This is a genomic window from Rosettibacter sp. KY25 (genome assembly GCF_057554405.1).
Genome location: NZ_BAAJAO010000003.1, coordinates 118,304 through 132,186, shown reverse-complemented (window position 1 = coordinate 132,186; position 13,883 = coordinate 118,304). Strand labels below are relative to the sequence as shown.

The window sequence follows — 13,883 nt, the reverse complement described above, 5'->3', positions numbered from 1 at the left end:
TTGCAATGCATAAGAAAAATTTTCCCTCTAAGTTATTTATGATAATTTCTCAAATTAAAAGAACATTCAATCCTACTACAAAATTATTATTATCTCTATGATTTAATTTCCATGTGAATTCAAGCGAGAAAGGCAAAAGGATATGACCAATACCAAATCCAAGTTCATAGAATGGATGCTTAAACTCTTTGTATGAATGCATTAAAATATTTTTGCTCTTTTCTGAAACACTGATTAATGCTGCATTAAAATGACATTTTAATGTTAATTGAGAATTTTTCAACAAGGGAATTTTTAACATTCTGAACAATTCATCTTTAAAATCATATTGTGTATTTAAGATAAATCCTCTGTCACCAAAAACTTCGCCCAATCTTATTGTTCTAAATGTAAAATTTTTACCAAGATTATTTATGTTACCCGACAAAGCATACATCATCTGAAAAGGCACTGCCCCTTCTGAAAAAATATTTTCGACATTATAAACAAAAGAAGTTGATTTGAATGAATTAATATTCCCATACAAATTAAAACGATAAATTTTGAATTCGCTCTGACTTTTCAATAATGATTTACTGCTTATTATCACATTCCCGCTGAATTTAGAAAATATTTCTCCTCGGCTTACTCTTTGACGAGTATATCCATTTTCAATAAATTTTCTGATATCAATTGTAAATTGAGCTGTAACGGCATTTATTTTATTCTCGTAGATTAATTTGTTTTCTCTGTATTTTCTTGACTTATAGAAAAAAGAAAAATCAGAATTATTGAAAGCATTGTTATCTGTTCTGTTTATAAAACCAACTCCCAAACCAAGCACTGGAAAAATTTCGTCAAACAATTGAAGCTCCCAGCCTTTTGTGTAATAATAATCTCTAAAATCATATTTATTAAACAAACTCAATAACGATGAAGTGAATTTACTGTATGAAATATTTTCTCCAAACAAATCAACAAGCTTATTAAAAATATTTAATGATATTTTTCCTGTGCGATATTCTCCCCACAAATAATTCATTGATAATTCAGTTTTATATTTTTTATCAGAAAAACCATAACCAATTTCAAAATATGAATTAAATCTTTTATCAAGTTCTTCATCAATGTAAAATCCAAAATTCAGCTGGTGACCTGTAACTCTGTTGAAACTGTAAATTTCAAGTGGTCCTGTAATTGAATAATTATCAGAAAAATACCATCTGTTGCTGAAAATAGAATTGTTATCCCAGAAACTTCGAGGAACATGCTCGAGACTATCAATCCTTTTGTATGCTGCAATTTCTTCATTTGTGTTTGGAATAGATTGAATTGATTTCCAGTAAGATGAATCTTTTTTATCAGCATCTGAAAGAACTTTTACAATTGCCATATCAAAAATATTATCATCAATTTCAGTATTGAATTGGTAATTGTAATAAATTGAATTAATCTCGAAACCAAATTTTACGAGTCCAAATAAATTTCCTTCTACAAAAAGTCTATAATCAATCGGCATATAAATTTGATTCTCGTAAGTAGAAAATTGCTGAAAGATATTCACCTTGTTAAAAAATTTGCCAGGATTGGCTGCATCATTCAAAAATATATCTAATTTCAGTAATGAATATGAGCTATCAATTAAATAGATATCCCCCAGAAATCCAGGATTTGAAGTATCGATTGGTTCAAAATAAATTTTGTAGACTTTATGATTATCAATTGCAAGCGTATCTTTAATTAAATAGTAATAAAAATCAAGGGCATCATCAGCAAGCGGACTTAACAATTTTCGATTATAAAATCTAATATCATTAGAATAAAAATTTTGTAAAAATCTTCCGCCAGTTAAGATATTAATTGAAGATGGCAAGTTGGCTGCTTGTTTTCTTGCAATAATTTCTTCTTTATAATGATTTGGTTTTTTATAATATCCTCTGCTTTCGTTTTCAATAATTCCGGTAATCTTTAAATTGCCTGTATCTCTCTCTCCTAACGAAACGCCAACACTTCTATCGCTTGCGACAATATCTTTTGTGGTTTTTATCAGAACCTTTGTGTAAGCATTGAAGATATATGAATTCAGTTTTTGTTCTCTTTCTTTTCGATATTTGATTGCATTTTTTATGAGTTCAATTGCAGGATTAATTTTAGGAACAACAGTTACTTCAGACAATTTTATAGAAATTGGCTCCAAAAATATTTTTAGATTTTTATGCTCAGTTAAATTAATTCTTATCGTATCAGATTTATATCCGATATAAGAAATTATCAATGTATAATTTCCAGAATTTAATTTTAACTCAAACTCACCTTCTGAATTTGCAGCTGTTCCAGTTGTTGTTCCACTTACTCGAATATTTGCATAATTCAATTTTTCATTTGTCAATTTATCCTTAACAATTCCTTTTATTGAATATAATTGAGAATAGGTTGTTACATTTAACAGAAAAAATATTCCAAAAAAACATTTGATTAAATTAATCATAAAGCCCTTTTGCTATTATTCTAAAGTAAGTATTTTGTATATAAGAAAAACCTGTGTAAAATATGCAAAGAAAAATTATAATAACAGGAGCAACAGGATTAATAGGCAGAAAAATTTCAGAGTTATTAATTAAAGATAAAAATCATTTAATTATCTTTTCAAGAAGACCAGAAGAAGCAAAGAAAATAATTACAAATGCAACAGAATATGTTTTCTGGGATTATGAAAATTCTTCTGAATGGAAAAAATATCTCGAAGATGCAGATGCGGTTATTAATCTTGCTGGTGAATCAATAATATCAAAACGATGGAATGAAAAAACAAAACAAAGGATTTATAACAGCCGAATAATCAGCACACGTTCTTTAGTAAATGCAATTAAAGAAACAAATCACAAACCTGAATGCTTTATTTCAGCCTCTGCAGTTGGTTTTTATGGAAATAGAAATGAAGAAGTAAATGAAAATTCTGAAAAGGGAAATGGATTTTTAGCAAATCTTGTTTATGATTGGGAAAATGAATCACAAGTTCTTGAAAAATATAATGTGCGAACAGTAAACATTAGATTGGGCACAGTTCTATCTATGAATGGTGGTGCTCTTCCAAAATTAGCAAAACAATTCAAATTATTTTTCGGCGGAACTTTAGGAAGCGGGAATCAATGGTTTCCATGGATTCATATTGATGATGCTGCAGAAATTTTTTTATTTGCATTGGATAATAAAATTCATGGTGTATTGAATGCCGTTTCTCCCCACTTAATAACACAAAAAGAGTTTTCAAGAACTCTTGCAAAAGTTCTTGTAAGACCATGCATTTTTAGAATTCCAGAATTTTCATTAAAAATAATTTTGGGTGAAGCAGCAAATATAATTCTCGAAGGAGCAAAAGTTTATCCAAAGAAAACTATTGAATATGGTTATAAATTCAAGTTTGATAATCTTGAGAAAGCATTAAGAAATCTTTTGTGAAAAAATTATTCAAACCAGGAAACAATTTCGAGATTGCCTGTCCATGGGAATGCTGGAGGGCTGCCTAACATAAATCTGCTGTCGTAACGATATCTTTTACTAAAACCATTTACAATTGTAACTCCGCCCCCTCTCTCTTCACGAAATTGTCCTACAGGACCTCTCATGTATTGTGTAATTCCTCCGTATAAAAAAATGGTGCCGCTTGGTGGTCTTGTATTATAATTTTCTGCAGTAAATGAACCGCGTTGAGCATAAATTGCTGCCTGAATAACAATATCAGAACGATTTGGAGTATTATCAGTTACTACAACATCTCTTTCTGCAACAATGCCAATCATATCAGTTGAATTAGGATTGGTTTGAGGATTATTATAACATACAATGTTATCATCTAAATAAATATTACCGCGATTAGCCCCTGTTCCTGAAGCTGCAATTGTATATTGCCCTTTCACAGTTCCTTTAATATGAACTTCTGCATTATCAATATAAATTACACCATTAGGTGCAAATGCAGAAGCAAGAACATAAGTCCATGAACCAGTATTGCTGAATCTATAACGAATGCTGTCGCCTCTAAATTCCATATAAACAAGATTTTTACCTGTAATAACTTTTCCGCCGGCAGAAGCAGCATTTGCAACACCAGAAACTCCATTCAGTGGTATATCTTGATGAACACCTGTTTCTAATCCGCCATAGAACTTGGGCCTTGCACTATTGCTGTATTTTACAACACTCCCATCAATTGTAACTTTGCCATAAAAAACTGGTTCATCTGCTACTCTAAGCTGTCCATTTGTATGAAATGGTCCCCACACAGTATCACGAGTTGTCCACCAGATACTTGAGCCTTCTGTATCAGAAAAGTAAGCATATTTTGCAAAAGAACTTGGTTGAAACAAAACTTTTATTGTGTATGTAGTTCCTTGATAATTTGCAGTTGATACAATTTGCCTTAATCTTCGAAATGGGTCAATTGTAATTAGTCTAACCTGAACATCACCATAGTCATTTGGTGTATCATATAATCTATAATTAAAAGTGTTATCCCCCATTGAGTTATTTAAGAACAATTTGTTTGCAACGAGGTTTAATCCTGCAGCTGCATAATTATGAGCTTTAGATGAGTAATAATAATTAGCAAAATTTTCTACTGTGCTGGTTGCCATTTGATTAAAATTTCTTCCTGCAACCATGAATATCAAACTAAATCCAAGAACCAGTAATAAAGCTCCTTTTCCGCCCATAATTTAATTCCTTATCTTGTCTTAAGATTTCTTGCTGCCAATCTTATTTGTCGCCAAATAACTTTTCTTTCAGCAGAATAATCATTGCCATATGCAGCTGGATTTTCTACTGCCACATCAATTTGAATTGTACATATGCCTAATGGAGGCTCCGAAGGCATTTCACTTGGTTTTAATGTATCTCCCATAGCATCATAATAGGTCAACTTAAATTGTGTTACACCAAGATTTGAACCTTTCACTGGCTGATTATTTACAACTCTGTATAAAATTCTATCATTTGGATTAGGAGTTGATGTTAGTTCTGATTTACTTCCCAGAAAATATTTTAATGTATCAGGAATTCCATCTCCTTCTAAATTTGATTGGCTTATTGCAACATCAGTTAAAAATGTTATACTTGTATCTGTTGCACTTATTATTGCTTTTGCTGGATCTGGTATTCTTGACCAATTTGCACAGTAACCAATCTTTCTAAAATCATATTCAATTAATTGCACAAGGTCAACAAGATTTTGCTGAACAATTTTTTCTCCACTGAATAAATAATTATTCTCCACTGCTGTATCATTCATTCTCAAAAGAATCATCAGCAGTAAGCCGCCTACAATCGTTGAACCAAGTATGTCTAATAAAGTACTGAATCCCATTATTTAAAATTCCAATAACTATAAATTGTTGACATTCTTATTGTATCTTCCATTGATGGACTTGTTACAATAACCTGTAATCTTTTATGCCATGTTCGTGTTGTACTTGGGTTATTTGGATTTGTGTCGCTCACATAATCTACTCTGCAGAATGTATTAAAATAGAGTTTTTTTGATGGGTCTGCAGGGTCGATTTGAATTGCATCAACGTAAGGAATATTTCTATAACAATTATAATCATCAAAATCATCTAATAAATTTGGGTCGTTTCTTGATTCCCCTGCATCAAGCCCTAAATTCTGTGGTAAAGTTAATTGACTTGTATTTGTTACTTCAGTTGTGTCCGAGTTTTCATCAAAGGCTTTGCTTATTGCTCTCTCTATCATAGATGTTGCTAATGATGATGCCATAATGCCATAGCGATTTGAAATCATCGTTGTATTTGTAGTTAGAAAACCTCTGTTTACTGTTAATATAACTGTGCTTAAAAGAAATATAGCTCCAATCGTTAATAACATTTGACCTGTATTCATAACAACACCTTTTGACTCATATAAAAATTAATCAAAATACACTATTATTGCTATACAAATATTATGCTATAAATAATTATTGTGATTTTATTCAAAATGAAAAAATTTTGTCATTAATATGTAATTTTAACTGGTATTTATTTCTCAAATTAAAATTGGTTTCAATATGGACCCAATAAATTTGTTAATACTAATTAATCTTATAGCTACAATTAGTGCAAATTGGAGCGGTGCAAGGAAGGGTTTAAAAGTCTCTTTAACAAAAGTTGTTGAAAAACCAAAAACTTATTTACAAAAACTACCGCCAAATATTTCTGCTTTAATCTTAATTCTTATTATACTTGGAATTTTTGATGTTGGAAATCTGCCAACTAAAAGTGAAGAAAGATTTCAAATTATTCGTATCTCTGGACTAATAGTTTTCATAATATTTTCCTGGCTTCAGGTTTATGCTTTTAAATCTCTTGGAAATTTTTATACTCAGGATATTGTAATTCTTAAAGAACACAAGTTAATTAAAAGTGGCATGTACAAATTTATCAGGCATCCTCAATATTTGTGTCAAATATTAAGCGACTTTGGCGCTGGAGTTGCTTTGTTTAATTATTTAATTGTTCCGATTGTTGTTTTAGTTGAATTGCCGCTTTTCGTTTTGCGTGCTCGTTACGAAGAAAAACTACTTGAAAAATATTTCAAGGACGAATTTATTAATTACAAAAAACAGAGCGGCTTTTTCATTCCATTTATTGGATAAAAATTATGAGGCTTTTCAAGTTAATATTCTTTTTTTTGTTGATTTATCACTGTGGTATTTATTCTCAAAGAACATTAAAAATTTCTGTTGAAATTAATAATGAAAAATTATCTCTTTCTTATATTTCAAAAAATGGAAATGTATTTGTTTCCTCAAAAGAATTAGCAGAAATCTTATCTGCAAATTTTTATTACAATCCCGAAACCCAAAAAGTAGAATTAAAATTTCAAGATTACACACTAAGATTAACTGCAAAAAACAGTTTCATTGTTTTGATAAAAAGAGAAAATAATTCTCAGGAAGTTTTTCAGCTACCGTTGAGCACTCTTCTAATCAATAATGATATTTTTATACCAATAAATTTTATAAGGGAATATCTAAGTATTGCTACCAGTAAAAATTTTATTTTTGATTCGAGCACAAGAACTTTGACAATTCGTGATGAAACTAATAAGAATCAAAATAAAGTAAGGAATACTTCAGAGCAAAACTATGACATCAGTGATATTTCAATTGAAGAAAAAATCAATGGGACATTAATTCGTTTCAAAGCAAACAAAAAAATTATTCTGCCGCGATATTCAATTCATAACAATGTGCTCTATGTTTTTTTTGTTAATGCTAATGTTAATCCAGATATAACAAAAAACTTAACTGCAGCTGGACTTATAAAAGATTGCAAATTTATAATAACATCAGCACAAAACAGTCAATTTGAATTTTCTTTAAACGATGGTTACTCAACCATAGAAATTTTTCAAGACAAAGATTCGAATGATATTATCCTTACAATTCACAATAAAAATTTTATTGAAAAAATTAAGAATAACGATAAAACCAAATGGCAGTTTGATGTTGTTGTAATTGATGCGGGCCATGGAGGAAAAGACCCTGGAGCAATTGGAATAACTGGTGTAAAAGAAAAAGATATAAATCTTAATATTGCACTTAAACTTGGAAAGCTCGTAGAAAAAAATTTGCCATCAGTAAAAGTAGTTTACACAAGAAAGTCAGATGAATTTATTGAATTATATAAACGAGGGAAAATTGCAAACGAAGCAGGAGGAAAACTTTTTATCTCCATTCACTGTAATTCTACTCCACAAAAAAATATTTCAAATAGAGGTTTTGAAGTTTATCTTTTAAGACCTGGCAGAACAAAAGAAGCAATTGAAATTGCAGAGTTTGAAAACAGCGTAATAAAATATGAAGACAATCCTCAACGTTATCAGCAATTAACAGATGAAAATTTTATTCTTGTTACAATGGCTCATTCACAATACATGAGATATTCAGAAATGTTTTCAGATTTATTAAGTGAAGAATGGAAGAACACAGTAAAAATTCCAACCAACGGAATCAAGCAGGCAGGTTTTTATGTTCTTGTTGGAGCATCAATGCCATCGGTGTTAATTGAAACTGGTTATCTTTCAAATCGAAAAGATGAAGCTTATCTTAAAAGCAATTCTGGTCAAAATGAAATTGCAAAAGCAATATTTAATGCCATCATAAAGTATAAAGAATTTTACGATAAGGAAATTGATATTCTTTCTAAAAATGAAAATAAAAAATAAAATCATTTCTTTAAGCTATGTTCAAAATTTTTCCCTTTCGATTTTTCAAATGTTTTGTTATGATTTTCTATATTAATGTTTACACTTTTTCAAAAATAATAATATGAGAAAATTTGAATTAGTCTCGAACTATGAACCTGCAGGTGATCAGCCCAAAGCAATTAAAGAACTTGTCGAAGGATTAAGAAAGGGTTTAAAGCATCAAGTTCTGCTGGGGGTAACTGGCAGTGGAAAAACTTTTACTATGTCTCATGTCATCAAAGAAATTAATAAGCCAACACTTGTAATTTCTCACAATAAAACCCTTGCTGCTCAGCTCTATTCAGAATTCAAATCTTTCTTTCCAAATAATGCTGTTGAATTTTTCATCAGTTACTATGATTACTATCAACCCGAAGCTTATGTGGTTAAGAGAGATTTATACATTGAAAAAGATTTCTCTGTAAACGAAGAAATAGATAGATTAAGATTAAAAGCCACAACAGCTTTAATCGAGGGCAGAAGAGATGTAATAATTGTTGCCAGTGTTTCCTGCATCTATGGAATTGGTGCACCCGATGAATATGCTCGACAAATTTTATTCTTAAGAAAAGGTCAATCAATCGAACGAAAAAAATTAATGAGAGATTTAATAGATATCTACTACACAAGAAACGATGCAGAATTTTCGAGAGGTTCTTTTAGAGCAAGAGGAGATGTAATTGAAATTATTCCAGCATATCAATATGAAGAAGCTGTGCGTGTTGAATTTTGGGGAGATGAAATTGAAAGGCTTTCAATCATAGATTCGTTGACTGGAAAAGTAATTAAAGAAGTTGAATCCGTTCCTATTTATCCAGCAAAATATTTTGTAACAACCAAAGACCAGATTAATCGCGCAATTCAATCAATTGAAGAAGAACTAAAAGAAAGACTGCAATATTTTTGGTCACAAGAAAAATATGTTGAAGCACAAAGACTTGAGCAACGAACAAAATTCGACATTGAAATGATGAGAGAAATTGGTTACTGTTCTGGAATCGAAAATTATTCAAGACATCTTGATGGCAGACCACCGGGTTCTCGTCCTTATTGTCTTTTTGATTATTTCCCAAAAGATTATCTTCTGATTATTGATGAATCTCATGTTACAATTCCTCAAATAAGAGGAATGTATAATGGAGACAGATCAAGAAAAGAAACACTTGTTGAATATGGATTTCGTTTGCCTTCGGCACTTGATAATCGTCCTCTCAAGTTCGAAGAATTTGAAGAAATGATTAATCAAGTAATTTATGTAAGCGCAACTCCAGGAGATTATGAACTTGAAAAAAGCGGTGGTTCTTATGTTGAGCAAATTATTCGTCCAACTGGATTGATTGACCCTGAAATTGAAGTGCGTCCAGTTAAAGGTCAAATTGATGATTTAATCGGAGAAATAAGAAAAAGAGTTGAAAAAAATGAAAGAGTTCTTGTTACAACATTAACAAAAAAAATGGCAGAAGATTTAACAGACTACCTTGATAAGCTGAATATAAAAGTTCGTTACATTCACAGCGATATTGATGCACTCGAAAGAGTAGAAATAATTCGTGATTTACGAATGGGAGATTTTGATGTTCTTGTTGGAGTAAATTTACTCCGTGAAGGACTTGATTTGCCGGAGGTTTCTCTTGTTGCAATTCTTGATGCTGATAAAGAAGGATTTTTAAGAAGTGAAAGATCTTTAATGCAAACTGCAGGCAGAACAGCTCGAAATGTTAATGGAAAAGTTATCATGTATGCCGATACAATTACAGAATCGATGCGCAAAACAATTGAAGAGACAAATCGAAGAAGAAAACTTCAACAAGAATACAATGAAAAACACGGCATTACTCCAAAGACAATCTACAAAAGTGTTGAAGAAATTCTTTCATCGACTTCGATTGCAGATGTAAGAAGAAAAGATTATGAAAGAGAAGAAGCCACAATGCTTAAAGTTGTAGAGCCAGTAATAAAATACATGTCAAATGAGCAGCGTCAGGAATTAATTGAACAGATGACAGAAGAAATGTATGCAGCAGCACGTGACCTTGAATTCGAACGCGCAGCTTATCTAAGAGATGAAATTGAAAAACTGAAGAAATTGATTAAATAACTTCTCCACACAGTTACTTGTCACAAAACATAATTAATATGAAAAAAATTATTTACAGTTTGATTGCAAGATTTTATATTACCGCAAGAACTATTAATCATTATATTATTCAAAAAAAATCAGGGTGAGAAGTTTCCTACTTTTTAGTCAAATATTTTTCTAATTAAAAATGAAAAACAATCAAAATAATTATGATTGGAAACATCCAGGAGGTAAGTTATTACATCTTGGAGCAGAAAAACTTACTGACGCTGAATTATTAGCAATTTTAATTTCGACTGGAACAAAAGAAAAATCAGCAGAACAAATTGCAAAAGAAATTATTAATAAATTTGGTTCATTTAAGGGAATGGCAAACCAGCCTCTAAAAAAATTTCTTGAAATAAAAGGCATAGGAAAAGTAAAAGTAATTCGATTTGCTGCTGCTTTTGAAATAGCAAGAAGAATAGTTAATGATGTAATAAAACAACTTGAATATGAAAGATAAAAGAAAAACATCAAAAGAAATTGCTATCTCTCTTCCTTCACCATATAACTTTTCATCTCATAAAACTGAGCGCACTGCAGTAGCAATATTAATGCATTGGATGAGAGAGATAATTGAAAAGAATAAAATTGACCTTGGTTTGCCAGATGTAGAAACTTCAGGCACAGACAGAAAAATGCCTGATACAGTTATTTATGAATCGAGAAGAAGTCAAAATGTATTATGTGTTATTGAAGCCAAGCCACCCTATTACGATATTTTCGATGAAAAAGACTTAAAAGAACCTGCACGAGAAAAAGCTACAAAAAGAAAAGCAAAATATTTTTGTATTACAAATTTCAAAACATTTATATGGTATAAAACAGAAAATGTAAATGCACTAAAACCAGAAGAAGAGCAAATCATAGAAAAATATTACTTATCTGAAATAGAAAATCTCGATGAAATTGAACAAACCAGATTTAGTGAAAAGATTAAGAAATCTCTTGAAGATTTTTTAATAAAACTATTTGCCGTTTCCACAGGCAAAGAACCCGAACCCAAGCAAGCAATCGATGAGTTTTTAATCTTTAGGTTACAGGAAAAAATAAAATTTCTTTCTAAGCACTATACTAACATAATTGAAGATCAGGTTCACAAAGACCATACATTTTATAAAAAACTTAAAAATTGGTTTTTAGACCAAGGCTGGAGTTTTACTAAACAAATTCAAGATTATGATAAAGCTGCAAGACAAACTGCTTACCTTTTGGTTAATAAAATTCTTTTTTATAACCTCCTTCAAGCAAAAAGGCCTCAGGAGCTTGACCCTCTTGAAATCCCTAAAAGTCTTACCAAAGGTGAATTATTAAAGAAAACTCTTCAAAACTATTTTGATGAGGTCTTAAAAATTGATTATGAAACTATTTTTACAACTGATTTTATTGATACTATTGCTTTCCCCGATGAAAAAGAAGTTGTTAATCAAATTAAAGAATTAGTTAATGTTCTAAAAAGATATGATTTCTCTAAGCTTGGTTATGACATAGTTGGAAAAATATTCGAAAGTTTAATACCAGGTGAAGAAAGACATATATTGGGACAGTATTTTACTAACTCGGATGTTGTAGATTTGATATTAAATTTCTGTTTACATCATGAAAATGATAAAATTATTGACCCTTCGTGTGGTGCAGGAACTTTTCTGGTAAGAGCATATCAACACAAAAAAATATTAAATCAAAGATTAGAACACGAAAAAATTCTTGAAACCTTATGGGGTGTTGATATTGCTAAGTTCCCCGCTCATCTTGCAACAATCAACCTTGCAATAAACGACCTTGCTTCTGACAAAAATTATCCAAATATAATACACGATGATTTTTTTAATCTCAAAGCTGGCAGTGAAGGTTTTGATTTAGAAAAATGGCGTAATTCTAAAGCCAAAACACTTACTTTACACGATAGAGATATTATTTATCCCCGTTGGTTTGATGCTATTGTTGGTAATCCTCCTTACACAAGACAGGAAGAAATACCTGATATCGGAACTGAAAAAGAAAAATTAATTGAAAGTGCTCTATCTATCGGAAACAATAAAATTGCTGATATAAGCAAACGAGCAGGAATTCACGCTTACTTTTTTGTTCATGGTACAAAATTTTTAAGAGAGGGAGGATACTTTGGATTTATTGTTTCCAATTCATGGCTCGATGTAGAATATGGAAAAGGCTTACAAGAATTCTTTCTTAAAAATTATAAAATCATTTCAATTATTGAATCGAAAGTCGAACGATGGTTTGAAGATGCTGATGTAAATACTTGCATTGTAATTCTGCAAAAATGTAACAACGAAAAAGAACGAAATGAAAACATTGTTCGCTTTGTGTATCTAAAAAAACCTTTAAGAAATTTTATTCCCCCCGCAAATGATATGTGGGAAAAACAAATTGAAAGAATTAATGCAATTGATAAACTCAAAAGAACAATCCTTGCTCATAATCACTTTTACGAAAATGATGAATTGAGAATTTTTCCAATAACTCAGCGTGAACTGTGGAAAGAAGGTTATGATAAAGAAGAAAAAAAATTTGTTGGGGCAAAATGGGGAAAATATATTAGAGCTCCGGAAATTCTTTTTAAAATTCTAAAAAAAGGAAAAGAAAAATTTGCACCATTAAAAAATTTTGCGAATATAAGATTTGGTATAAAGACTGGTGCAAATGAATTTTTCTATCTTACAGATGAAGAAATAAAACAAAGAGGAATAGAAAAAAAATTTTTGCAACCTGTAATTTTTTCATTAAAAGAAATAAAAGGATACAAGATTGATAAAGAAGCATTAAAGTATAAAGTGATTATTTGCAACAAACCAAAAGAGAAATTAACAGGAACAAATTTGCTCAAGTACATAAATTGGGGAGAAAAACAGAATTATCATAAAAGACCAACATGTGCTTCACGCAGTCCGCATCCGTGGTATAGTTTAGGTATCGGATGGGAATATGCCCCTTTAATATTTCCTGCAAAGGTGGGTGAAAGAATGCCTGTATTCTTAAATGATAATGTATTTGAAGATAAAAAACTCTACGGCATAATTCCAAAAAAATCTAATGAAAAATTGCTTCTTGCTGCTCTTCTTAATTCAACATTAACAAGATTCTTCATTGAATTTACATGCAGGCAACTAACTGGTTCACAGGCAATTGCAGATATTGATGTAATTGTTGTTCAGAATTTATTGATACCAAACCCCAAAGTAATTTCAACAAAAATTAAAAAGAATCTTACGGAAAAATTTAATAACTTATGCAAAAGTAATGCAGAATCAATTTTTGTAGAAATAGCTCCCAACCCTGAAGAAATTACACTTGATAAAATCAAAATTGAAAGAAGAGAATTAGACAAAATAATTATGGAAGAAATTCTTGGATTATCTGATAGTGAACAACTCGAAGTTTATCGTGCAGTAGTAGATTTGGTTAAATCAAGAATTGAAAAAGCTAAAAACAGTGAAAATAAAAATAACACTAAACTTGAGATTGATATAGAGCAACTAAAGAATTCTATTGTTAATCAAATTGAGGAGATGTAAAA

At 30.5% G+C, this 13,883-nt stretch carries 10 protein-coding genes; 6 read left to right on the top strand and 4 right to left on the bottom strand.

All coding sequences use genetic code 11. The annotated features are described in order from the left end of the window. Positions 1–49 precede the first annotated feature (49 nt). Positions 50–2,467, bottom strand: a complete 2,418-nt coding sequence (locus AC27L2_RS03085; RefSeq protein WP_487210199.1) for a DUF5686 and carboxypeptidase-like regulatory domain-containing protein — start codon at positions 2,465–2,467, stop codon at positions 50–52. A gap of 62 nt (positions 2,468–2,529) precedes the next feature. On the opposite strand from AC27L2_RS03085, the gene AC27L2_RS03080 reads away from it, so the two are divergent. Then, entirely contained in the window at positions 2,530–3,438 is a 909-nt protein-coding gene (locus AC27L2_RS03080) for a TIGR01777 family oxidoreductase (protein WP_487210198.1), read from the top strand. 5 nt (positions 3,439–3,443) lie between these two features. On the opposite strand, the gene AC27L2_RS03075 is transcribed toward AC27L2_RS03080, so the two are convergent. The 3 genes from AC27L2_RS03075 to AC27L2_RS03065 are packed head-to-tail and all read right to left on the bottom strand — an operon-like array spanning position 3,444 to position 5,874. Further along, entirely contained in the window at positions 3,444–4,691 is a 1,248-nt protein-coding gene (locus tag AC27L2_RS03075) for a DUF4900 domain-containing protein (RefSeq protein ID WP_487210197.1), read from the bottom strand. An 11-nt stretch (positions 4,692–4,702) separates the two neighbouring features. Then, positions 4,703–5,341: a hypothetical protein gene (locus AC27L2_RS03070; RefSeq protein WP_487210196.1), complete on the bottom strand. Its 639-nt coding sequence runs from the start codon at positions 5,339–5,341 to the stop codon at positions 4,703–4,705. Continuing rightward, complete coding sequence (locus AC27L2_RS03065) at positions 5,341–5,874, bottom strand: hypothetical protein (protein ID WP_487210195.1); 534 nt, start codon at positions 5,872–5,874, stop codon at positions 5,341–5,343. The genes AC27L2_RS03070 and AC27L2_RS03065 overlap by 1 nt, the downstream gene beginning before the upstream one ends. A 166-nt stretch (positions 5,875–6,040) precedes the next feature. Between AC27L2_RS03065 and AC27L2_RS03060 the strand changes: the two genes are divergently transcribed. From AC27L2_RS03060 to AC27L2_RS03040, 5 genes are all read left to right on the top strand, one after another. After that, the gene (locus AC27L2_RS03060; protein ID WP_487210194.1) at positions 6,041–6,628 is read left to right on the top strand and encodes a methyltransferase family protein; all 588 of its coding nucleotides are present in this window, start codon (positions 6,041–6,043) and stop codon (positions 6,626–6,628) included. Positions 6,629–6,633: 5 nt separating this feature from the next. Further along, on the top strand, positions 6,634–8,202 hold the full coding sequence (locus AC27L2_RS03055; protein ID WP_487210193.1) for an N-acetylmuramoyl-L-alanine amidase: 1,569 nt from the start codon (positions 6,634–6,636) through the stop codon (positions 8,200–8,202). Positions 8,203–8,305: 103 nt separating this feature from the next. Then, a complete protein-coding gene (gene uvrB / locus AC27L2_RS03050) occupies positions 8,306–10,321 on the top strand; it encodes an excinuclease ABC subunit UvrB (protein ID WP_487210192.1) in 2,016 nt (671 codons plus the stop codon). Positions 10,322–10,490: 169 nt separating this feature from the next. Next, positions 10,491–10,808 (top strand): UPF0758 domain-containing protein, encoded by a 318-nt coding sequence (locus tag AC27L2_RS03045; RefSeq protein WP_487210191.1) that lies wholly within the window; start codon positions 10,491–10,493, stop codon positions 10,806–10,808. After that, positions 10,798–13,881, top strand: a complete 3,084-nt coding sequence (locus AC27L2_RS03040; protein WP_487210190.1) for an HsdM family class I SAM-dependent methyltransferase — start codon at positions 10,798–10,800, stop codon at positions 13,879–13,881. The genes AC27L2_RS03045 and AC27L2_RS03040 overlap by 11 nt, the downstream gene beginning before the upstream one ends. Positions 13,882–13,883 lie beyond the last annotated feature (2 nt).